The organism is Pedobacter sp. GW822-FHT03F06 (assembly GCF_058801365.1).
Window position 1 is genome coordinate 200,372 of sequence record NZ_JBXANE010000008.1, and the last position, 23,050, is coordinate 223,421.

Below are 23,050 nucleotides of genomic sequence, written 5' to 3' on the forward strand. Positions count from 1 at the left end.
AAAAACTAAAAACCTATGGAAACAAACTCACCTTTTAAAACAGCCGACAATGGAAAAAATGCCGCAATAGTAAGCTACTTTTGGTTTATTGGATGGTTAATTGCCTATTTCGCCATGTATAAAGATAATCAAACAGAATTGAGTAGATATCATTTAAAACAAACGCTTCTGTTCCATCTGGTATCAACCGTTTTGAGCTGGGCTTTAAGCTTATTTTTAATCCCTTTAATTTTTGCAACCGGCTTTTTAGATGCAGTTTATATACTCCGTATTGTTCAAATTGGATTATTCGTATTGTGGATTATCGGATTAATTGCTGCAATCCAGGGAGAAAAAAAACCTATTCCATTAATTGGTGAAAGAGCACAAAGCATGTTCCCAAGTATTTAACCGAAAACAAATATCTTAATCAGAAGTCCAGGCAAATTGTTTGGACTTTTTTATTTGCACTCATTTTCAACATTTTAATCGACTTTGGATATTTTTTATATCTTTGGTTCCTACATATGAAGAAAATAATAGTCCCGATTGCGTTTTTCATTTTGTCTGCCACGGCAGGAAAAGCCCAAACCATCATCCCGGCTCAGTACCAGGAGTTAGTTAAAAAGCTAGTTGCCAGCCTCCCTAAAGAGGATAAGCCATCAGGCAATTCCTCAGCTAAACAATCCGAAAGTTTAATCGAATTTGCTAAAAGCATGTTAGGTATCCCCTATCGTTATGCAACAAGTAATCCTAAAGTTGGTTTCGATTGCTCTGGTTTTGTGAGTTATGTATTCAGTAATTTTGGTTTTAAGGTTCCACGTTCTTCGCGCGAGTTTAGCTATGCGGGTAAAGAAACCAGCTTGGAAAACGCAAAAGTAGGCGATGTATTGATTTTTACAGGCAGTAATTCAAGAATAAGAAGAATAGGCCATGTTGGGATTGTTTATTCTATTGATGAAAATGGGATCAAGTTCATCCATGCCTCTTCGGGTAAAGCGCATCAGGTAACCATTACGGATCTTGATGGCCATTACAAGGCCCGTTTCATGAAAATTGTAAGTATTATATAACTTACTTTTTATATTTCCACATTCTTGTTTTACCTTCTGCGAGCCATTCCAGTGTGGTATCAAGCCGTTTTTGTTTAGTTGCTTCTGTTTTTGCTTCCTCAAGCCACATAACATACTCCTTTTTATTGGATAAACTAAAATTCTGAAATACAGCCAAGGCCCTAGGGTCATCTTTTAATGCTTCGATCAAATATTCGGGAATAGTCAGTTCTTTCTGCGCTGTAGATTTCGGTTTTGCAGGCAATTTTACATTATCCTCATTTAATTTAATGGCCTCTTGTATATAGGCAATCAGGATCTCATCTGAAGGCAAATCTTCCAAAGATGTTATTTTCCCTAATAAACCCATCGCTTCAGAACGTTCTTTAAAAATGCCGTACTCATCTTGCATTAACGATCCTTTCCAAAAACCAAAGGCACAGTGGTGTTTAAAAGATGCCATATGGCAAACCGTACCTTTAAAATCAAAGAATGGCATGCTCCACTTCATTTTTTCTTCAATCCGTGCATCAGCTTTATGAACCAGATTCCTTAAATGATCTAAAATAGGAATCGCGAATTCTGCCGAATTAATAATGTACTGGTCTACCTGAACAATTGTATGCATAGCTTAAAAATTACCTTAATAAATTTAAAGTAAAACTACCTTTAAAGCAAGCTCCACCGCTCCATTATGAAGAAACTTTTTTGCCAGTTCGTGCAGCTCTCTTTCGCGGTTGGTTATATCACCTATGGTAGCATCGAGTACTTCTTTTACTTCTGCATGGGTACTAATCAGGTCGATTTCTTCGTCGCTGGGTAAATGCTCAACGTTTCCCAACATGCCCAGGTCATTTCCGGATAATACTTTAGAAAAACGGACCGAATATGGTAAACGGTCTACACCGATGCCCAATTTAGCGAGGGGTTTAGCTACTTTAAATAAATTGTCGTTAGTAACCCTACAGTACCAATCGCCACCTAAACGCGCTACAAGATCGATTTTATGCTGATCAATCCGACCGTTTTCATCTAAAATAGCCTCATTGATATGCATTACTTTTATTTCAGCCAGAACCAGGTTGCCTGCACCATGATGATCGCCTAATGAAATCACCTCATTTACAACACATTCAAACTGCACGGGTGCTTCGGCAACTCTTGGCGGCCGAACCAGATCAGATTTCAACATGGTAAATCCCGCTTTCTCGAATTCGTTTACGCCTTTGGCATATTCAGTACTGGCCAAACTCATTTGCTGCACCATATCGTAATTTACAATATTGATGACACATTCTTTAACCTGTAATACATTTTCAAGGCTATGTTTGGTGGTATTATCACGCACCCTTCTTGACGGGGAAAAAATACAGATCGGCGGATTTGTACTAAACATATTAAAGAAACTGAAGGGACTTAAATTAATATTTCCTTCGGCATCGATAGTTGAAGCAAAGCAGATCGGCCGCGGGGCGATAGCATATTGCAAATAATTTTGCAGCTCTACGGGGGTTAAATCGGAGGTGTTTAAAGTTAGCACAGGTAGTTAAGTTACTATTTGCAAGGATTAAATGGAGATTAAAACCTTAAAACGGTCGTCATTTCGAGCGGAGAGAAACGTAGTCGAGAAATCTATCATAGATCTCTCCATTACGCTGCGCTTCAGTCGAGATGACGACTTTTCTATTACATTTTATCATTGGTAACATGTAATAGAAAAAAGATCATGAAATGAATTCAGAATTAGGACCACATTATTCAAGCGCGGATGATTAAACAAAAACGTTAAAGAACCTTTTTATTTCTTCAACGCCAAAATCGAAAAATCGGTGTCTGCTTTAGTAATCGTATTGGTTAAAGCACCAAGCCCTGTAATTTCCATTTCCACAACATCGCCCGGCTGTAACCACTGTACTTTATAATTTGGATCGTTAAGCAAACCAGTACCGTTTAATTCTAAGAAACAACCCGTCCCCACGGTTCCTGAACCAATTACGTCACCCGGAAGGATATCTACGCCATAAGCGCAACGCTCAATAATTTCGGCAAAAGTCCAGTCCATATCAGCGGCATTTCCTTTCGAAACTTCTATGCCATTTACCCTGCAGGTCATCTTAAGATCGTAAGCATTACCAACATGCCCTTCTTTAGGCGCAACTTTATATTGCAATAATTCATCAGGTGTTACCAACCATGGGCCAATTACCGTAGAAAAATCTTTTCCTTTGGCCGGGCCTAAGTTCAATAACATCTCTTCCATCTGCAAAGTACGGGCACTCATATCGTTCATTACCATATAACCAGCAATATATTCATCAGCCTCGGCAGCTTTAATATTTCTACCTTTTTTACCAATAACAATCGCAAGCTCTAATTCGAAATCCAGTTTATCAAAATGATCTGGCATACATTCAATTTCTCCAGTACCTTGAATAGCGTTGTGATTGGTGAAATAAAAGATCGGATACTCATCGAATTGAGGGATCATATCAACCTTTCTATTTCTACGTGCCGCAGCAACGTGCTGTCTGAAGGCGTATCCATCGCGACAACTGGTCGGATGCGGAACAGGCGCCAAAATCTCGTAAAAAATTTCTTCTTTAGCGGCTAAACTACCATCTTTTATCTGATCGTCTATTTTTTTTGCTCTTTCCATTAACACTTCACCACCTTGCAAAAACGTACTCATATTATCTGGAAGCAATTTATCGCAACTATTTAAGTTATAAATATGTCCGTTGATAAATATACCAAGATGCTCCCTGTCTTCGGTTTTATAAGATACTAGTTTCATATATGATTTGGTTAAATATGCGGTAAAGCTAAGAAATTAGGCCATTCAAAATAAAACTTAAGCGTTATTATTTTAATACGGTATATTTCTGAAGGTTTGATTTAATTAAAGGAAAATCTTTAGCCTGAAGTGCTTTATAATGTTTTTTGTTAGAGAGTAAACCACCAATTAATAACCCGCCCGATACCCCAACTGGCACGCCTGCAGCAATAAGCACCACCGACTCGACCAATTTATCGCTTTTTGCGGCCAATACAAAAAATGTTAAGCCTCCGGCAATGGCCAGCGGTGCGGCTATCCCTTTACGGTGAATGTATAATGCGCTGATACTATCGGCACTTAATTTAATGGTATCCTTCCGGTTTCTGATAATTGTTAAACCATCATCTGCCGCAGCGTAAAAAGACCCCCTCGTTGCATTTCCACTTCGGTCTATAACCCTAATGGTGTACTTGGCCTTTTGTTGCGCAAAAGTGGCATAGCTCAAGGCTAAAAAAAATAAGCATGTAAAAATAAATTTCATTGGGATGATTATATTGTAAGTAATTAAAGGTAATTAAAATTTCAATTTTTAAATAAAATACTTACCTTGGTACCATTAAAACCATGATCTTAAAAGCATTACATATTAATTTAGTAAACGACGCTATTGCAGCCCGTCGCTATAAGATGCTATCCAAGCTGATCATGGCTCAATATTCTCTGTAATTTTCACTTACCCTTTCTTTTTAATTGAAACGCATTACCGTTTTGATTGTTAATTCATTAGGATTTTTTCTTTTCTAACCATAACATCATTTTATTATGCCTATTTATCATAAATCGGGGCAGATTCCAGCTAAACGCCACACGGTTTTTCGTAAACCTGACGGAAATCTTTATGCCGAAGAATTGGTATCAACCGAAGGTTTTTCAAGTTTATATTCATTGGTTTATCATTGTCACCCACCAACCATTGTAAAACATTTGGGCGAAGCATACAGTGTTGAGCCAAAAATTGCCCGCGAAAAACACCTGAAGCACACCAGTTTAATCGGTTTCAATATTAAACCCGAAGATGATTTTCTAAAAAGCAGAAAAGCTGTCTTAGTAAATAGCGATCTACACATCGTTTTGGCGGCACCTAGAAAATCGATGACCGATTATTTCTACAAAAACAGCCAGGCCGATGAAATGATTTTCATACATGAAGGTTCTGGAAAGCTGAAAACAGGATTTGGAGAAATTAAGTTTGCTTATGGTGATTACCTGATCATCCCGAGGGGAACCATTTACCAGATGGAGTTTGATACTGAACAAAACAGACTATTCATTGTAGAAAGTTTTAGTCCGTTAAGGCCGCCAAAAAGATATTTAAACCAGTTTGGACAGTTAATGGAACACGCACCGTATTGTGAGCGTGATTTAAGGTTACCAGAAAACCTGCAAACCTTTGATGAATACGGCGATTTTAAAGTACTGATTAAAAAACAGGGATTAATTTATCCATATACTTACGGTACACATCCTTTTGATTATGTAGGCTGGGACGGTTATCATTACCCATACGCTTTCTCTATCCACGATTTTGAGCCGATAACAGGTCGTTTGCACCAACCACCTCCGGTTCACCAAACTTTCGAAGGACACAATTTTGTGGTTTGTTCTTTTGTTCCCCGCAAATACGATTATCACCCTGATTCTATTCCAGCGCCCTACAACCATAGCAATGTAGATAGCGATGAAGTGCTTTATTATGTAGATGGTGATTTTATGAGCCGCAAGAGTGTAGTTAAGGGGCAGATTACCTTACACCCTGGAGGTATTCCACATGGGCCACACCCGGGTACGGTAGAAAAATCGATCGGAAAAGAAAAAACCGATGAGCTGGCGGTAATGATCGATCCCTTTAAACCGCTAATGCTTACGCAGGATGCCCTGGACATTGAGGATGAAAATTACCACAAAAGCTGGCAGATTAATATAGAATAAAGGAGTCGGAAGTCGGGAGACCGGGGTCCGAAGATAAAGAGCAGATAAATAAGCAATCATCTAACATTTAAAACAATAGCACATCCGACTTCGGACCTCCGACCTCGGACTTAATAACAACAAAAATGGAAACACAAACATTCGCAGAAAAAATATCAAAAGCACCAGATTTTCTGCCTATTAATGGAACAGATTATATCGAATTTTATGTAGGTAATGCTAAACAAGCGGCCCACTACTACAAAACTGCATTTGGGTTTCAAAGCCTGGCTTATGCCGGACCAGAAACTGGCGTGCGCGATCGTTCATCGTATGTATTGCAACAGGGTAAAATCAGATTGATCTTAACCACAGCATTAAAATCAGATCATCCAATAGCAGAGCATGTAAAAAAACATGGCGACGGGGTAAAAGTATTGGCCCTTTGGGTAGATGATGCCTATAGTGCCTTTGAAGAAACCACCAAACGTGGTGCCAAACCCTATATGGCTCCTCAAACTTTAACGGATGAGAACGGAGAGCTTAAGATGAGTGGCATTTATACTTATGGCGAAACTGTACACATGTTCATTGAGCGTAAAAACTATAACGGAACCTTTATGCCAGGTTACCGTGTATGGGAAAGCGATTATCAACCTGCAGATGCTGGTCTGTTATACATCGATCATTGCGTGGGCAATGTAGGCTGGAACCGCATGAATGAAGCCGTACAATGGTACGAAGACGTAATGGGCTTCGTAAATATTTTATCTTTTGATGATAAGCAGATCAATACCGAATATTCGGCTTTGATGAGTAAGGTAATGAGTAATGGAAATGGCTATTCGAAATTCCCGATTAATGAGCCTGCTGAGGGTAAAAAGAAATCGCAGATTGAAGAATACCTGGAATATTATGAGGGCGAAGGTGTTCAGCACATTGCCGTTGCCACTAAAGATATTGTTAAAACGGTTAAAGAACTGAAAGCACGTGGGGTGGAGTTTTTAAGTGCACCACCAGAAGCTTATTACGACATGATGCCGCAACGCGTAGGCAAAATTGATGAAGAAATAGCATTGTTAGAAAGCCTGGGTATTTTAGTTGATTGTGATGAAGAAGGATATTTGTTGCAGATTTTCACTAAACCAGTTGAAGATCGCCCTACCCTTTTCTTCGAAATTATTCAGCGTAAAGGTGCACAAAGTTTTGGCGCTGGTAACTTTAAAGCCTTATTTGAATCGTTAGAACGCGAGCAGGAATTGAGGGGTAATTTGTAATATCATTCACGGCGAATAAAGTGATGTATTTAATTCAAGACGTCACCCTGAATTTATTTCAGGGTCTCAGACAAACGATACTGAAACAAGTTCAGCATGACGACAATCCAAAATTTAAGCGCAAAAAAGAGCGGGTTTAAACTTGCTCTTTTTTAGTTTTAACCAAATAATTCTTTAAATTTAGATACACACAAATATTTAAACCTTAAGAATTATGAAAACACAACTAATGCTGGTTTTACTACTGGCTGGATCATTCGGCGGCTTCGCGCAACCAAAAGCCGAAATTGTAAAAACCATCAATCAATTGCTGGCGAAAGCAATTGGCGGAACCGATATTATCTTACATAATGGCAAGGAAACTAAATTTAAAATTACAGAAAATTCATTCTCTATTGATGAAGAAATGAATTTCGGGGTTTTTACAGTTGGAAAAACCTTTGCCAGTTCAGACAATGCCAAAGAAGAAACCACCAACAAATCGCAAATACAGCATTGGAAAGGATTTAAGGTTAGTCCTGAACAGAATAGTATAACCCTTAAATCAATTTATCCTGTTTTCGAAAAGCGTGAAGATGAACCTGGCAATGACAAAAATGGAATTAAATATTATTGTCTTGCTGGAGATGAGGAGAAATTGATAACAGCCCTCATGCACCTGCAAAATCTTTATTCGAAAAAGTAATTAACTTAACCATTATAAAAGCTGGGAATTAATTCCTGGCTTTTGTTTTTATTTATTTGCCGTTTTAAATCCAGCAATCAATTTATAAATCATACCACTCCGAAAGGTTGGTCAAAATAGGCATTAATGCCAGTCCCTTTTCCGTTAGATGGTAATCTACCCTAACCGGAACCTCAGCAATAATTTCTTTGATCAGTAATTTATCTGCTTCCAGTTCTTTTAATTGTTTGCCTAAAGCCTGATCAGATATAGTAGGAAGTACATTTTTCAATAAGCTGAAGCGGTTCATTCCTTCAAAAATATGAATCAGGATCAATGCTTTCCATCTGCCTGAAATAATATCTAACGCACCGTTTATTCGGCATGAATTAAGCAAAAAAGCCTTATTTAATGCATTCGAGGAACTTTCTTTAATCATAACTCACTTTTTTTTGAGTAACTCCAAATAAAACAAGCCATTGCATGCTGTGTTTTTTAAATTCAATTTTGACCAAGTTAAGAAAAAGAGGACTGATTTTTTTCATGACTAAATCATAACCTTTAGTTAATTACAATATTTATGAAAGCAATAACATTAAAAGAATTCGGTAGTACAGAAAATTTTAAATTGGATAACTATCCCGTTCCAAAACCTAAAAATGATGAGGTATTAATCAAATTAAAAGCAACTGCTTTTAATCCTATTGATTACCAAATGCGTTTAGGAAGAAGGGAAAGCCACATGATGAATTCTCCTATTTTAGGACGTGAACTTGCAGGAATAGTGGAAGAAATTGGCGAAAACGTTAAAAACTTTAAGTTAGGAGATGAAATTTACGCTGCCTCAGGCAGTGGCGGATCAAATGGTAGTTATGCGCAATACATGACGTTGACAGAAAAACGAGTTGCGCTGAAACCAAAAAATATAACTTTTGAGGAAGCTGCAGCAATTCCTTCTGCTGGTTTAACGGCGTGGCAAACCTTTAGCCGACTTCATATTAAAAAGAAAGACCGTATTTTCATCACAGGAGGAAGCGGTGCTGTAGGATCTTTTCTTATCAGGCTATTAAAACCCAAGCATCTTGATCAAATTATAACCATTGCAGGAAGCTTAGAAAGTATAGATGCGATTAAAGCCATTGGATTAAAAGAATCACAAATAATAGATTATCGTAATCCAGATCTCGAAAGCATCATATTAAATGCAAATCACAATCATTATTTCGATTTTGCAGTGGATATAGTTGGTGATAAATCAGCAGAAATTGCTGCAAATACGCTTAAAGTAAATGGCGTATATGCAGATATAACATTTCTAGGCACACAAAAAACCCGGGAAATCTTATTTGATAAGGGAGCTTCAGTGCTCAATATTTCAAATTATGCTTTCACACTCGATAACAACCTCAATTGGTATGGAAACACCTTGAGGAAAATCACCGGCTTGATTGAAGCTGAAAAATTAGTTGCCCCATCAATAAATGTTTTGGGTAATTTTTCTTTAAAAACGGTACAGCAGGCGCATAACATGATGGAAAACAATTTAACCAGAGGAAAGAAACTAGTGATGACGATAGATTATTAATTTAATTCTTCACTAAAACTTCATAATTGAAGTGCACCTTTGAAATAACAAAACACGAAGCGATTTCAATTTTGTTAAATTCTAAAAACTCATAATTAGTTTTTTAGTTTTCCGGTTACCCTTATCTGATACCTCATGTATTGCAAAATACATGAGGTTTTTTATGCAAATTACTCAGCACTTTCTTTAAGCATCTGATAAAGGTCTGTTGCGCCTCCGTCAAACTTGGTTCCGTTTACATAAAACGAAGGCGTTCCGTTTACACCACTCCGCACACCGCTGTCAAAATCATCTTCAATTTTCCTTTTGATTTCTTCCGAAGTGCTGTCTTGCTGAAACTGCTCCAGGTCTAAACCAATCGTTTCAGCCAATTCGTCGAACAGCTCACCATTTAAGCGGTATTGATTTTCATATAGAGCGTCGTGCATTTCCCAAAACTTACCCTGTAAACCTGCCGCTTCTGCAGCAATGGCAGCCGGAAAAGCAAACTCATGGGCATTTGCCAAAGGAAAATGACGGAAGATAAATTTGATCTGATGACCGAATGTTTCCTCAATTTCCTTCATAATCGGGTAGGCATTACCACAATATGGGCATTGATAATCGCCAAATTCGACAATGGTAACACTCGCCGAATCATCGCCTTGGACGTGATCTTGATCGTTTATTTCAGGTTTTAAAGTACTCATAGCTTATTTCTTGTTTAATTCCTCCAATGCATCTAAAATTCCGTCGGCACCAGGATTAATGGCTATTGGCGACAAATAACTCCAGGCAATTTTTCCTTCTTTATCAATAACAAAAAGTGCCCTTTTGCTTTCGCCAAGTTCTTCATCATATACGCCATAAGCTTTAGATACCGCTCCTTTTGGTTCAAAATCGGCCAAAAGTGGAAAATGTAATTTCCTATTTTCTTCGAACGCGAGATGGCACCAAACACTATCAACAGAAACACCGAAAATCTGTGCATCGTACTTGTTAAAATATTTTAACATTTCGTTATAAAGTGCCATTTGGTCGCTACATACCGGGCTCCAGTCGGCAGGATAAAAAGCCAGGATAACATTTTTACCTTTAAAATCTTTAAGTTTTATTTTTTGATCGGGGGTAGCATTCAATTCGAAATCTGGTGCTGTAGCGCCTTTTTCTAACATATAAGGGAGTTTAAATTTAAATCATTTATAAACAACACTGAATCTGCGTTGTTTGCAACAAATTTTAGCCTAATTTTTGCCTTTTTATCAAATAAGACTGAAGCACTGGGTAAAACCCATCGTTCATATCGGCATCAATTAAGTCTATTTTATATTGGGCGCATTTTAGCGCAATCTGCTGTCGATATGAGGAAACTGCTGCTGTATAATTTTCCTTTACCTGATTGCTATGTACTTTAATCGTTTCGCCGGTTTCCATATCGATAAACTCGTATGGGCGGTTCTCAAAATTGAAATCAACTTCTTTTGATTTATCCACCACATTAAAAACTACCACTTCATGTTTGTTGAATTTTAAATGCTGCAAGGCATCAAAAAATTCGTCCGTTTTATCTGCGCTGGTTTGTGTGTTAAAAAGATCGCTAAAAATAATTACCAATGAACGTTTATGAATCAATTCGGCCACCTGGTGCAAAGCTTCGCTTAAATTAGTCTGTGCATTTACCTTAGGTTTATGTAACAGCTCTTCTAATTGTGTAAACAAATATTTCTGATGTACAGTAGTAGACTTTGCCGGCGAATTTAACAGTATTTCATCCGTAAACAAGCTTAAACCAAAGGCATCGCGCTGTTTCTTCAACAGGTACATCAAAGATGCAGCAGCCTGTATGGAGAAGATCAGTTTGTTATTTTTCAGTTCAGGAAAGTACATTGATGAGGAAACATCAATCACAAACTGGCAGCGCAAATTGGTTTCCTCTTCGAAACGTTTACTGTATAGTTTATCGGTTTTGGCGTATAATTTCCAATCGATATTTTTAACATTATCGCCATTATTATACTGGCGGTGCTCTGCAAACTCGACCGAAAAGCCATGGAACGGGCTTTTGTGCAGTCCGGTTATAAAACCTTCTACCACTTGCTGTGCAAGCAATTCTAAATTACCATAGCTTGTTTCGTTTTCGTAGTTTACAACCCGCATAGGGTAAAGCTAATAAAAGATTTATAAAAAAATCTTTATGGATTAAAAATAGCCAATTAGCTAACTGTAAACTGCTAACTGATAAGGGCGTTCCCCAAGCTTCGCAAGGGTAGGGCTTTGCAGGGCTGCGCTACGCTTCGGTACCGATGAAGGATCGGTACTGAACCCTTACAATCCCTAACGCAAAAACCTACCGCCTTAAAAACCTGGCGGCAAACCTGAGCAATTTGATGGCACCGACTGTGCTGCTATCCGTGGTGAATAAACCCGATGGTAGTGGCAGCTCCCGATTGAAAATCGGGACTAAAACGGACAGCGGGACTGAAAATGCCATAAAAAGCAGAACCCCACATTTCCAAAAAACAACGAACAATAAGCTTAAAACAAAAAATCCCGAGTTCAATAAATGAACTCGGGATTAAAGAAAACTGTATCATAAAACAATTTCTTGGTAGATTTTTGTCATTTTGAACCTGTCGAAACACCTACTAGTTTATTTAACTAGCTCCTTCGACAAGCTCAGGATGACAATTTATATTTATGATACATCATCCAGCTTAAATAATTTTACTTCTTAGCTATTCTAAACAAATGGCCATTATCGGTTACCGAATATAGCGCTCCGTCCTTTCCTTCTACCATATCGCGGAAACGTTCGCCTTTACCTTCCAGCAATCGTTCTTCGCCAACAATTTTATCATCTTTTATTACCAATCTTATAATATGCGAACCACCCAAGCCGCCTACAAATAAATTCCCTTTCCATTCGGCAATGCTGTTACTATTGTAAAATGCAATGCAGCCTGGTGAAATACTTGGATTCCAATAATAAACAGGCTGCTCCATGCCGTCCTTCTGCTGAATGCCATCGCCTACCTTTTTTCCACTATATTCCGTTCCGTAGGTGATAATTGGCCAGCCATAATTTTTGCCTGGTTTAATAATATTCACCTCATCGCCACCTTTAGGGCCAAATTCGGCTTCCCATAAATCACCGGTTAAAGGATTAATCGCTAAACCATCAGGATTCCGCAATCCGTAGGCATAAATTTCCGGTTTGGCATCTGCTTTGCCAGCAAAGGGCCCATTGGCCACCGCTTTACCATCGGTAGTCAGGTGTAAAATTTTACCCAAAGAAGAATTTAAATACTGCGCCTGAATTCTGATATCGCTACCAGAACGTTCGCCAGTACTTACAAATAAATTACCGTTTTTATCGAAGACAATTCTCGAACCATATTGAAGTTTACCGCCGTAAGCTGGTGTAGCGCGATAAATAATGGTTTGGTTCTCTATTGCAGTTTCATTAGCTGCTAATTTACCTTTGGCAATGGCCAGTAACACGCCTTTATCCTGAGGCTCTGAATAAGCCCAATAAATCATTCTATTTTTAGCAAAGTTTGGATCTAAGGTTACATCTAATAAACCGCCCTGGCCAGATGGATCTACCTTGGGTAAACCGGTTATCTTTTTGCTTAATTTCCCATCAGGTGTAAGAATTACCATTGTACCCTGCTTTTGTGTAATTAAAAAACCACCGTTCGGAAGAACCGAAATGGCCCAAGGATTTTCTAACTTTTCATTAATAATCGTAATATCCAGAGGGGTTTTGGTCTTTACACCTGCAATTCGGGTCTGCCCTGCAAATGCTGGCTTATAATCTGCTGATGGTTCGTTCGTTTCAACAGGGTTTTGCGCCGATACACATGCAATATTTGCACAGTTTAGGGTTAAACCTGCCAATAAAATACCTAAAGTTTTATTGTTAAATAGGTTAATAGACATGATTGTTAGTTTTTTATTAAAGAAACAAAAATAAGTTTATAACAAAAAGTCTGTGATAGTAATATTACTGTTAAAAGGTCTAAAAGCTTTCTCTTAAAACTAAAAAAAACGAGTTCAATTTATCACATTTTACAATTCGAACCTGTTTAAAAATCAATTAAATGAAGTACTTATATTAAAAATTGGGTTTAAACACCCGATTTAAGCTCATTTACGTGATTTTTTTGAGTGCAACGTTTTCGGATTGATAGTGTCCTATCTGTAAAATCAAATTATTTATATGAAGCTATTTTATAAAAGAGGTATACTAAGCTCTCTTTTGTTTTTCGTCATAATGTATCATAGTACAGCACAAACAATTTCCGGCAGGGTAAAAGCAACAAAGGGTATTGGAATTGAAAATGCAACTGTGGCACTTTTAAACATTACAGATTCGACTGTCGTAAAATATGGGGTAAGCAACAAAGAAGGTTATTTTGAGCTCAATAATTTAAGCAGGGGCATATTTAAAATTAAAATTTCTTGTTTAGGTTATCATACTCAATTATTAAAAGATATTAAGTTTGATGGTTCTTCAGTTAAATTAACAGATATCATTCTTGGCACAAAAGATAAAGAACTGCAAGAAGTAACTGTTGAGGCTAAAAAACCTCTTCTTGAACGAAAGGTTGACCGATTAATATTTAATTTAAACAATACCATCATGGCTAACGGTGCTTCTCTCTTTGAGGCCTTACAGATTGCGCCTCTTTTAATAGTCTCCGAAAACAGTATATCTATGGTTGGCAAAGGGAGTATGGGCGTTATGGTTAATGAAAAAATCATCAATTTAGGGGGAACTGACTTGGTAAACTACCTAAAAACCTTCCGATCTGAAAATATAGAAAAAATTGAAATCATAACCACCCCACCGGCAAAATATGAGGCCCAGGGGAATGGTGGTTTGATTAATATTGTTTTAAAGAAAAACGAATCTTTAGGCTGGCGCGGATCAGTAAGTTCAACATACCATCAAAATACCTATGGATCGTACAACAACAATCTAGCACTTTTTTTTCGATCAAAAAAAGTTAACAGCTCTTTTACATTTAACCAATCAAACTACCGCAGTATTATTAAAGAATCTGTAGATATAACCGGGCGCCCCAGCAAGATTCTAAGCGATGAGCAGCGCTTGGGAAACTCCCCTGGTTTACAAGCAGGTTTAAGTATTGATTATGAGCTAAATAAACACAACAACATTGGGCTTATATATAATATTTCAGACAACAAATCGAATACAAGCTTTAGTAACAACTATAGCTTTATTACAGGTAACACTCTTGACTCGGTTTTAAATACTACAGGAAAATTTTCAAGGCCGTTATTTACACAGACTTTCAATCTATACCATGATTTAAAGCTCGATTCGAATGGAAAAAAATTGAGTAGTTCTGTTAATTTTTTCACAAACACACCTGAAATGAAAAATGATTTTGTTTCTGAGTCTGAAAATACATATGCCAGTGTTCGGAATAATAACTTTTCAAAATACAATATCTGGTCATTTCAATCAGATTTAACATTACCTTATAAATGGGCCAAAATAGAAACGGGTATTAAGCTCGCTAATTTTAACAACAATGCTAATGTTGAATACTATAATTATATCCAAGAAGATTTCTTGTTAGATGAAACACGTAGTAACAAATTCAATTACGCCGAAAATAATCTGGCCGCCTATTTCAGTATGGAATCCGAACTATCAAAAAAGTGGACAGCTAAAGCAGGGTTACGCTATGAGTATACTATGATGGATGGATATTCGCCTACCTTAGATCAGCGTAACAAAGGTAATTACGGCGCTTTATTCCCTACAGCTTATATCGTTTACAAAGCTAACGAGGTTCATACTTTTTCGTTAAACTATTCCAGGAGGATAAACCGACCAAGTTTGAACGCCTTAAACCCATTTGCCTATTACACAAATATTTATACTTATTCTACCGGAAATGCATTGCTCTTACCTTCATACAGTAATAATATTGAATTTAACTACCTATATAAGGGCATGTTTTCGTTTACTTTATTTACACAACATATTAGTGATATAATTTCGAACCTTACAACGGTTAACGGCCCAGCAGTGGTAACCAGTAGAGGGAATTTTCTGACCCAGGATAATCTTGGTGCCTACGTATCTTTTAATCGGTCATTATTTAAATGGTGGGACAATAGCATTTCTGCTTCTTTTTCATATGCATCACCAAAATCTAAAATAGAAGCAATCAGCGCTCCAAATGGAACTGCTGCCTCATTCAGTGTCAATAATAGTTTCAAGGCAACTAACCAGTTAAGTTTTTATTTGAATTACAGCCAAAACCTTCCATCAACTGATAGAAATGTTTACAGCTACAGTCAACGTAGTTTGAGAACCGGGGCTAGGATAAAATTATTTAACAACAATTTGATCATCAGCCCAGCTTTTTTTATTGGCACAGTAAATAAATATGAAATTCGCTTTGTCGATTTTGTACAAACCGTAAAAACAGACTATAATTATAAAACCTTTAGTCTTGGTATTACCTACTCATTCGGGAGATCAAAGGTTTCCGGAAATAACAAGGACATCCGTTTTGATGAGAAAAGAAGAGCTCAACAATAAAAATGATTTAAGAATATGATAAATTTAGTTCTAAACGAAAAAAACCCAAATCCATCAAATGAACTTGGGTTTTTGTAATATTATTAGTGAAGTTTTGAAGATTTTGCGTTTACCTTAAACCCTCTACCTTTTACCTTCAACCTTTATTTAAGCCAATTGCTTGTTTAATTTTTCTGCTAATACTGATTTTGGAACAGCACCAACTTGTTTATCTACAACCTGACCATCTTTAAAGTATAATAAAGCTGGGATGTTACGGATACCAAACTGCATTGAAATTTGAGGGTTGTTATCAACGTTTACTTTTCCAACTACCGCTTTTCCATCATATTCTTTAGCGATTTCTTCTACTACTGGACCAACCATGCGACAAGGGCCACACCATTCTGCCCAAAAATCTACTAATACGGGTTTATCTGATTTTAATACAAGCTCCTCGAAGTTTGCATCTGTGATTTCTAATGCCATAATTATTTTTTTTATGTTCAAATATATGTATTCAATTGTAATGCCAACCCATCTGTAATGTCAATTTGACATTATTTTGAGGTAGAAGGTATAAAGGTCGAGGGTGGAAGGTTTTGGGCGCCTAAACCTTCAGCCTTTAAGCCTTCTGCCTTCACCCTTAGTTCAGCTTGTAATTTACCACATTAAGCCCCAATAATTGGTCTAAAAACTTATTGTTTGGGTTTATTTTAAGGTTTTTTGATGGCATATCCAACATAATCTCTTTTTCACGATCAAAAATAGCGAAGTTAAGTTGGCAGTTTTGTTGCTCGGAGTTTGCCTTATTGTCTGCTAGTATGGCTTCAATCTCACGCATCAGTTGATCGTTAACCCGCTCAATCGGCACCTGAATAGTTAAACTTTTAGCTAATTTATCCCTCAGCTCAGACATTAAGTTAATTGAGGTGATTTTAAACTCCCAATCTCCGGCTTTTCCGAAACGCTCACCAACCCTACCCCTGATCTGCAAGAAATATCCTTCAGTTAAAAACGATTTAAACTTTAAAAAATCTTCGCCGAATAAAGCCATTTCACTTGCATCGTCATAATCTTCGAAAACAAAAGTACCAAATGGCTTACCCGTTTTGGTAATCCGCTGTGATGCAGTTACCACAAGCCCGCCTACACAAAGCTCACGGTTTTTAAGTTTTTCGAATTCGGCCAATATATCTTCGTTGTTATCGCCCATACGTACCTTATTAATGATACTCAGCTGCTTAACACCATGGGTACAGAATTTATCGAGTTCGAGTTTATAATTATCTAAAGGGTGGCCTGAAAGGAAAATCCCAATAGCATCTTTCTCGTATTTTAACCTGTCCATTAATGCCCATTCTGGCGATACAGGTAAACTTGGTTCTAAAATAAGATCGGCTTTAGAACCACCGAATAAGGAGGCTTGTGAAGTACTTTCATTATTCTGAAAATCGTTGGCATATTTGATAATCTTTTCAATACCATTCATTTTATCGTTCGGGCCAATATAAAAATACTGTGCCCTATGACCTCCAAACGCATCGAAAGCACCGCTGTATACAAAACTCTCGTAAGCTTTTTTATTTACAATGCGGGTGTTAGAACGCTTGGCAAAATCGTACACATTACTGTAAGGCCCATTTGCCAGTCTTTCTTCAATAATACTTTCTACCGCCTTTTCACCTACACCTTTTACTGCCGACATACCGAAGCGGACTTCGCCCCTGGCATTTACAGAGAATTTGAGATCAGATTCGTTCACATCGGGGCCTAATACCGTAACACTCATCTGGCGACACTCTTCCATAAAGAAAGCTACCTGTTTAATATCACTCATGTTATTGGACAGTACCGCAGCCATATATTCAGCAGGGTAATGCGCTTTTAAGTATGCGGTTTGATAGGCAATCCATGCATAACAGGTAGAGTGCGATTTGTTGAAAGCGTAGGATGCAAATGCTTCCCAATCTTTCCATATTTTTTCCAAAGTTGTGGCATCGTGACCTTTTTCCGCTGCTTGTTTCACAAACTTGGGTTTCATTTTATCCAGAACGTCTTTCTGTTTCTTACCCATTGCCTTACGCAGCACGTCGGCCTCACCTTTGGTAAATCCGGCTAGTTTCTGCGACAAAAGCATTACCTGTTCCTGGTAAACGGTAATTCCATAGGTTTCTTTCAAATACTCTTCGCAGGCATCCAAATCGTACCTAATTTCTTCTTCGCCATTTTTACGGCGAACAAAACTTGGAATATACTCCATTGGGCCTGGGCGATATAATGCGTTCATCGCGATTAAATCGTCGAAAACCGTTGGTTTCAACTCCTTCATGTATTTCTGCATGCCCGGACTCTCATACTGGAAAATCCCGATGGTTTCACCCCGCTGGAAAAGCTCATAGGTTAATACATCGTCAATAGGGAAATTATCCGGATCAAGATCGATACCAAACCGTTTTTTAACCAGTTTTACGGTATCCTTTATCAGGGTTAGGGTTTTTAAACCCAAAAAGTCCATCTTTAATAAACCCGCGCTTTCTACAACCGAGTTATCAAATTGGGTAACATATAAATCAGAATCTTTTGCAGTAGAAACGGGAACAAAATTGGTAATATCGCTTGGCGTAATAATTACCCCGCAGGCATGGATACCAGTGTTCCGTAAAGAGCCTTCTAAAATCTGGGCCTGCTGAATGGTTTCGGCACTCAAATCTTTTAATCCACCAAGATTTTTCAGTTCAACAACACGCTCATATTCATCAGGGCGCAAAGCTTCTTTCAGTGTTTTCTCATCCAGCGTGAAGATTTTTGCGAGCTTCATATTCGGAATCAGCTTGGCAATCTTATCTGCTTCAAAAAGTGGCAGATCTAATACCCTCGCTGTATCGCGGATAGAAGATTTGGCGGCCATGGTTCCATAAGTGATAATCTGCGCCACCTGGCTGGAACCGTATTTACCAATTACATATTCCATTACACGGCCACGGCCCTCATCGTCAAAATCGATATCAATATCGGGCATGGATACACGATCGGGATTTAAGAAACGCTCAAAAAGGAGATCGTACTTAATGGGATCGATATTCGTGATCCACAAACAATAAGCCACCACCGAGCCGGCAGCAGAACCACGGCCAGGCCCTACCGAAACATCCCTGCGACGGGCTTCGGCAATAAAATCCTGTACAATTAAGAAATAACCCGGATAACCGGTTTTTTCAATAGTCTGCAATTCGAAATCTAAACGTTCAATAACCTCAGGGGTTAATACGCCATAACGTTTCTTGGCCCCCTCATAAGTAAGGTGACGCAAAAATTTATTTTCCCCACGTTTTCCTCCGTCGGCCTCATCTTCCGCCACTAAAAATTCGTCTGGAATATCAAATTTAGGTAAGAGTACTTCGCGGGCAAGTTTGTAGATTTCGATCTTATCTACAATTTCTTTAATATTTACAATCGCCTCCGGCAAATCGGCAAAAAGCGATTTCATTTCATCACCAGATTTGAAATAATATTCTTGATTGGGCAAACCATAACGGTAACCGCGACCACGGCCAATTGGTGTTGCCTGTTTTTCGCCATCTTTTACACAAAGCAAGATATCGTGTGCATTCGCATCCTTCTTGTTAATGTAATAGGTATTATTGGTAGCTACCAATTTAACAGCATGTTTTCTAGCCAGTGCAATCAACGATTCGTTTACACGGTCTTCATCTTCCTGGTTGTGGCGCATTACCTCCACATAGAAATCATCGCCAAACATGTTCTTCCACCAGATCAGCGCTTCTTCAGCCTGGGTTTCGCCCATGTTTAAAATTTTGTTAGAAATCTCTCCGGATAGGTTGCCAGATAAAACAATAATATCATCTTTATACTGTTCAATTACCGCCCTATCAATACGTGGAACGTAATAAAAACCTTTGGTATAAGCGATAGAAGACATTTTAGCTAGATTGTGATAGCCTTTTTTATTCTTCGCCAACAGCACCATCTGGTAACCATTGTCTTTTGCGGTCCGGTCTAAGTGATTATTACAAACAAAAAATTCTACCCCAACAATCGGTGTCATTACTACTTCTGTTGGACGCTCGCCTGCCTCGATTGCGGCAGCATTTTTTGCTTCAGCAGCTTTATTGTGGTTTAAAACATGGTTTACAAAGTGAAAAGCGCCCATCATGTTCGCATGATCTGTCATGGCTACAGCCGGCATTTTTTGTGCTGCCGCAGCTTTTACCAGATCGGGAATACTGATGGTACTTTGCAATACCGAAAACTGGGTATGGTTATGCAAATGCACAAAAGTTGCTGCTGCAAGTTCCTGTTTGTTTCCGGCAAGTTCCTGTTTCGAAATCCCACCGCCCTCAGTTTTTTGTAAACGCTTGCGGATTTCATCAGAAGCAGCTTTTAAATTGATGTGTTTTAAACCAACACCTTCAATCGTAGCTGGGTTTACCTCTCTAAAACGAGGAAAATATTCTACGTCAACCTGTAGTTCTTCTTTTTTAAAAACCTCTCTTTTTACCAATTCCAGGAAGCAACGCGTAGTGGCTTCCACATCGGCAGTTGCGTTGTGGGCTTCGTTAAAAGGAACACCGAACAAATAAGAATGTAACTCGGTTAAGGTTGGCAGTTTAAACTTTCCGCCCCTACCTCCGGGCAATTGTAAAAGCTGGGCGGTAACTTCGGTACAGGTATCCAACACAGGCATCTCGGCCAAACGGTTAGCCACACCAAAACGGTGAAACTCACAGCCCATAATGTTTACGTCGAAACCAACATTCTGGCCTACAATAAACTTAGCTTTAGCTAAAACTTCGTTAAACTTGGCCAGCATTTCGTCGAAACCGATGCCTTGTTCGGCAGCGAGTTCGGTAGAAATACCATGTATCCGTTCTGCATCGTACGGAATATTAAATCCCTCCGGTTTAACCAGATAATCCTGATGCTCAACCAATCTCCCCATCTCATCGTGCAGTTGCCATGCAATTTGTATACAACGTGGCCAGTTATCCGTATCGGTAATGGGTGCGTTATAATTACGAGGCAAACCAGTGGTTTCAGTATCAAAAATTAAATACATATTGTGCTTAAAGAATTAACCGTTTCAGAATAATAACGGTTCTTCAAAAATAGGAATTTTGGCAGGTGCTTTTGTCAGATTTTATCAACAAAATACGGTGGAAAATAAAAAAATATATTCCGTCTTAATCAGTACTGCGATTGCTTTCTCAATCAGAAAAAAAGACATAATAACTTCAAAAGTTTTTTTTGGAAATGTGCGGTTCGGTTTTTCATCGCCGTTTGCAGTCCCGCTATACGCTTTATCCCGATAAAAAAATCGGGATGTCCGCTCCTATCGGGTTTAGGCACCACAGATAGCTACATTGTGCTTAAATAGTCCTCGTTTGTAACGAGGATTAGTGAGATCAGCATTTGAAATGCACAACCAAAAGTTTAATGATGATAAAATCGTGTTTCTCATTCTACTAGCAATGCTTGTTAAAAAGATTGCTTTGTAGGCTAAAAAAGCCTTTCTCGCAATAAAGATCCCTTGCAGACTGCCGTTTGCCAAAAAAATCTGTCATTCGTATTGATATTTACACCATAAATTACCCTTCAGAATGAGAAGAAATTTTTAAAAATGCTCCTGACTCACCAACTCACTTACGTCATACCCCTTCTGCCTGCACCTTTCGATGATGTGCACCAATAAATCAGCCTCCATCTTGGGTTCGCGTGCCATAATAAACAGGTACTTTTCATCGGGATGACCTACAACCACATAACTATAATCGTCAGCCAGTTCGATAATCCAGTAACCGATTTTAAAAGGCCATAAAAATTGTGCCTTCATATCACCATCATGCTTTTCTTCATCGAAAAACAGTTTGGAAGTGATCGACTTTTCTTCAGGTTTTCCTTCTTTGTGATAAGTAGTATAAACATCAAAATGATCGTTGTCGGCCAGCGTGTAGGTTTCGGTGGTTTGTTTCCAATGTTTATCCAATAAAGTTGGGATAGAATATAATGAATACCATTTACCTTCAAAGGCTTTATAATCGATATTTGAAATGGGTTTGTTTTCCATAATTGGCCTTTACTTTTATGCTTCTGCTTTTGAACTTATTAAGTAAACCATCATCAAATTATAAAGTTTTGAAAAGGATTTTTAAACCCTATATTTATTTCTACCTTCGATTAAATATTTAACGATACGCAAACCATTAAAATAAAATATATGAAAGTAACGGTTGTTGGCGCAGGCGCAGTTGGTGCCACTTGTGCAGATAATATTGCCCGCAAAGAATTAGCGAACGAACTAGTCCTGTTAGATATTAAAGAGGGTTTTGCCGAGGGCAAAGCGATCGACATGATGCAAACCGCAACGCTTTTGGGTTTCGACACTAAAATTACCGGTGTAACCGGCGATTACAGCAAAACGGCTGGTTCTGATGTGGTGGTAATTACCTCGGGCCTGCCCCGCAAACCAGGGATGACCCGCGAAGAGCTGATTGGCATTAATGCCGGTATTGTTAAAGGTGTTGCCGAAAATATTTTAAAATACTCTCCTGAAGCTATCTTCATCGTAATCAGTAACCCAATGGATACGATGACTTATTTAGCCTTAAAATCGTTAGGCCTGCCTAAAAACCGTATTATCGGCATGGGCGGAACGTTAGATAGCTCCCGTTTCAAATTTTATTTATCGCAAGCATTAAATTGCAACCCTAACGATTTACAGGGCTTTGTAATTGGCGGCCACGGCGATACCACCATGATTCCTTTAACCCGCCTAGCTACATACCAAAGTTTACCGGTTAGTAATTTATTGGATAAAGCTACGCTAGATAAAGTTGCAGCCGATACCATGGTTGGCGGTGCTACTTTAACAGGCTTAATCGGCACTTCGGCCTGGTATGCACCGGGTGCTGCAGGCGCTGCATTGGTTGAAGCAATTTTACGTGATGAGAAAAAACTGTTTACCTGCTGCGTTTCGCTCGAAGGAGAATACGGACAGGAAGATATCTGTTTAGGCGTACCCGTAATTATTGGTCGTAATGGCTGGGAAAAAATCATCGATTTTAAATTAACTGAAGATGAGCAGGCTGCATTTAACAAAAGTGCCGATGCGGTAAGGAACATGAATAATGTACTGGCAGAAATGAAGTTGGTTTAAGGCCATTCTTAAGATTAATTTTTAACGA

Annotated in this window: 20 protein-coding genes; 8 read left to right on the forward strand and 12 right to left on the reverse strand. The window is 38.3% G+C overall.

From position 1 onward, the window contains the following. Positions 1-15: 15 nt before the first annotated feature. Together AC1RJ8_RS15680 and AC1RJ8_RS15685 are read left to right on the forward strand one after the other, a co-directional pair. On the forward strand, positions 16-390 hold the full coding sequence (locus tag AC1RJ8_RS15680; protein ID WP_492954590.1) for a DUF4870 domain-containing protein: 375 nt from the start codon (positions 16-18) through the stop codon (positions 388-390). Positions 391-506: 116 nt separating this feature from the next. Then, complete coding sequence (locus AC1RJ8_RS15685) at positions 507-1,052, forward strand: C40 family peptidase (RefSeq protein WP_492954589.1); 546 nt, start codon at positions 507-509, stop codon at positions 1,050-1,052. A gap of 1 nt (position 1,053) precedes the next feature. Here AC1RJ8_RS15685 and AC1RJ8_RS15690 read toward each other — a convergent pair whose 3' ends face one another. The 4 genes from AC1RJ8_RS15690 to AC1RJ8_RS15705 form a co-directional block, all read right to left on the reverse strand. Then, on the reverse strand, positions 1,054-1,659 hold the full coding sequence (locus AC1RJ8_RS15690) for a YdeI/OmpD-associated family protein (RefSeq protein ID WP_492954588.1): 606 nt from the start codon (positions 1,657-1,659) through the stop codon (positions 1,054-1,056). A 24-nt stretch (positions 1,660-1,683) separates the two neighbouring features. After that, positions 1,684-2,571 carry a flavin reductase family protein gene (locus tag AC1RJ8_RS15695; protein ID WP_492954587.1) on the reverse strand — a complete coding sequence of 296 codons (888 nt, stop codon included), beginning with the start codon at positions 2,569-2,571 and terminating at the stop codon, positions 1,684-1,686. Positions 2,572-2,829: 258 nt separating this feature from the next. Continuing rightward, the gene (locus AC1RJ8_RS15700) at positions 2,830-3,825 is read right to left on the reverse strand and encodes a fumarylacetoacetate hydrolase family protein (RefSeq protein ID WP_492954586.1); all 996 of its coding nucleotides are present in this window, start codon (positions 3,823-3,825) and stop codon (positions 2,830-2,832) included. A 67-nt stretch (positions 3,826-3,892) separates the two neighbouring features. Next, on the reverse strand, positions 3,893-4,348 hold the full coding sequence (locus AC1RJ8_RS15705) for a hypothetical protein (RefSeq protein ID WP_492954585.1): 456 nt from the start codon (positions 4,346-4,348) through the stop codon (positions 3,893-3,895). Between the two features lie 281 nt (positions 4,349-4,629). On the opposite strand from AC1RJ8_RS15705, the gene AC1RJ8_RS15710 reads away from it, so the two are divergent. The 3 genes from AC1RJ8_RS15710 to AC1RJ8_RS15720 all read left to right on the forward strand — a co-directional run bounded on the left by AC1RJ8_RS15710 (position 4,630) and on the right by AC1RJ8_RS15720 (position 7,737). Continuing rightward, on the forward strand, positions 4,630-5,796 hold the full coding sequence (locus AC1RJ8_RS15710) for a homogentisate 1,2-dioxygenase (protein WP_492954584.1): 1,167 nt from the start codon (positions 4,630-4,632) through the stop codon (positions 5,794-5,796). 125 nt (positions 5,797-5,921) lie between these two features. After that, the gene (gene hppD / locus AC1RJ8_RS15715; RefSeq protein ID WP_492954583.1) at positions 5,922-7,052 is read left to right on the forward strand and encodes a 4-hydroxyphenylpyruvate dioxygenase; all 1,131 of its coding nucleotides are present in this window, start codon (positions 5,922-5,924) and stop codon (positions 7,050-7,052) included. Positions 7,053-7,266: 214 nt separating this feature from the next. Further along, positions 7,267-7,737, forward strand: coding sequence for a hypothetical protein (locus AC1RJ8_RS15720; protein WP_492954582.1), 471 nt, complete (start codon positions 7,267-7,269; stop codon positions 7,735-7,737). An 82-nt stretch (positions 7,738-7,819) separates the two neighbouring features. Here AC1RJ8_RS15720 and AC1RJ8_RS15725 read toward each other — a convergent pair whose 3' ends face one another. After that, positions 7,820-8,155, reverse strand: coding sequence for a winged helix-turn-helix transcriptional regulator (locus tag AC1RJ8_RS15725; protein WP_492954581.1), 336 nt, complete (start codon positions 8,153-8,155; stop codon positions 7,820-7,822). Positions 8,156-8,296: 141 nt separating this feature from the next. On the opposite strand from AC1RJ8_RS15725, the gene AC1RJ8_RS15730 reads away from it, so the two are divergent. After that, the gene (locus AC1RJ8_RS15730; protein WP_492954580.1) at positions 8,297-9,301 is read left to right on the forward strand and encodes an NADP-dependent oxidoreductase; all 1,005 of its coding nucleotides are present in this window, start codon (positions 8,297-8,299) and stop codon (positions 9,299-9,301) included. Between the two features lie 170 nt (positions 9,302-9,471). On the opposite strand, the gene AC1RJ8_RS15735 is transcribed toward AC1RJ8_RS15730, so the two are convergent. The 4 genes from AC1RJ8_RS15735 to AC1RJ8_RS15750 all read right to left on the reverse strand — a co-directional run bounded on the left by AC1RJ8_RS15735 (position 9,472) and on the right by AC1RJ8_RS15750 (position 13,222). After that, positions 9,472-9,990, reverse strand: coding sequence for a DsbA family protein (locus tag AC1RJ8_RS15735; RefSeq protein WP_492954579.1), 519 nt, complete (start codon positions 9,988-9,990; stop codon positions 9,472-9,474). 3 nt (positions 9,991-9,993) lie between these two features. Further along, the gene (locus tag AC1RJ8_RS15740; protein ID WP_492954578.1) at positions 9,994-10,455 is read right to left on the reverse strand and encodes a redoxin domain-containing protein; all 462 of its coding nucleotides are present in this window, start codon (positions 10,453-10,455) and stop codon (positions 9,994-9,996) included. Between the two features lie 64 nt (positions 10,456-10,519). Then, complete coding sequence (locus AC1RJ8_RS15745) at positions 10,520-11,437, reverse strand: DUF58 domain-containing protein (RefSeq protein ID WP_492954577.1); 918 nt, start codon at positions 11,435-11,437, stop codon at positions 10,520-10,522. Between the two features lie 567 nt (positions 11,438-12,004). Continuing rightward, a complete protein-coding gene (locus AC1RJ8_RS15750) occupies positions 12,005-13,222 on the reverse strand; it encodes a PQQ-dependent sugar dehydrogenase (protein ID WP_492954576.1) in 1,218 nt (405 codons plus the stop codon). 334 nt (positions 13,223-13,556) lie between these two features. On the opposite strand from AC1RJ8_RS15750, the gene AC1RJ8_RS15755 reads away from it, so the two are divergent. Further along, entirely contained in the window at positions 13,557-15,866 is a 2,310-nt protein-coding gene (locus AC1RJ8_RS15755) for a TonB-dependent receptor domain-containing protein (protein ID WP_492954575.1), read from the forward strand. 147 nt (positions 15,867-16,013) lie between these two features. Here the strand turns inward: AC1RJ8_RS15755 and trxA are convergent, their stop codons facing one another. The 3 genes from trxA to AC1RJ8_RS15770 form a co-directional block, all read right to left on the reverse strand. After that, complete coding sequence (gene trxA / locus AC1RJ8_RS15760; RefSeq protein ID WP_029275428.1) at positions 16,014-16,334, reverse strand: thioredoxin; 321 nt, start codon at positions 16,332-16,334, stop codon at positions 16,014-16,016. 157 nt (positions 16,335-16,491) lie between these two features. After that, positions 16,492-20,925, reverse strand: coding sequence for a DNA polymerase III subunit alpha (dnaE, locus tag AC1RJ8_RS15765; protein WP_492954574.1), 4,434 nt, complete (start codon positions 20,923-20,925; stop codon positions 16,492-16,494). Between the two features lie 555 nt (positions 20,926-21,480). Next, positions 21,481-21,933: a lipocalin family protein gene (locus AC1RJ8_RS15770; protein ID WP_086545182.1), complete on the reverse strand. Its 453-nt coding sequence runs from the start codon at positions 21,931-21,933 to the stop codon at positions 21,481-21,483. Between the two features lie 150 nt (positions 21,934-22,083). Here AC1RJ8_RS15770 and mdh point away from each other — a divergent pair, with 150 nt between their 5' ends. Continuing rightward, positions 22,084-23,022 (forward strand): malate dehydrogenase, encoded by a 939-nt coding sequence (mdh, locus tag AC1RJ8_RS15775; RefSeq protein ID WP_057932519.1) that lies wholly within the window; start codon positions 22,084-22,086, stop codon positions 23,020-23,022. Positions 23,023-23,050 lie beyond the last annotated feature (28 nt).